Below are 454 nucleotides of genomic sequence, written 5' to 3'. Positions count from 1 at the left end.
CCTGTATGGAATGTTGAAGGCCGAATGCAGATTCTTGAGCGGCAAGTATGTCGAGGCGCTGAGGGTCGAGCTGGCCGGAAGCATCGACGGCGTTCTCGCTTCGGTACATTCGTAGCGAGATGAAGGTGTCGACACAAGCCGATCGGCGCGAGGGTGTCGAACTGATGTTGATGCGAATCTTCATATATGACGTCGATGCTCTTTTTAAAAGAGATCATGCCTGTGATTATTCGATCAAGCGGTGCATCCATTCATCAAAGTGATTTGAGTTCGAGGCGGTCCGAAGCCGACGCGTCCGATCCTGCGGCGGCTGGTCCGGCACGCGAGCCAGATCGCGTGGCGGGCGCTGAATCGAGATCTTTCGTTCAGCCGGCGCCGCTCAACAAAACGGCTGATAAGGTCAAAGGCGGAACTCCCGCGATACCGCTTTCCCTGCAGGTGCTAGGGCTATATC

General features: G+C 55.7%; 2 protein-coding genes. One reads left to right on the top strand and one right to left on the bottom strand.

Features of this window, described 5'->3' with window-relative positions:
- Positions 1-184: hypothetical protein (locus J5M67_RS28485; RefSeq protein ID WP_207888684.1), on the bottom strand; the 184-nt coding region annotated here is incomplete at its 3' end.
- Between the two features lie 2 nt (positions 185-186).
- Between J5M67_RS28485 and J5M67_RS28480 the strand changes: the two genes are divergently transcribed.
- Positions 187-454, top strand: a 268-nt coding sequence (locus J5M67_RS28480) for a hypothetical protein (protein ID WP_207888683.1), incomplete at its 3' end; no start/stop codon positions are given.

Source organism: Pseudomonas sp. 30_B (assembly GCF_017491605.1).
In the GTDB taxonomy this organism is placed as follows: domain Bacteria; phylum Pseudomonadota; class Gammaproteobacteria; order Pseudomonadales; family Pseudomonadaceae; genus Pseudomonas.
This window is presented reverse-complemented; position numbering and strand designations above follow the sequence as displayed.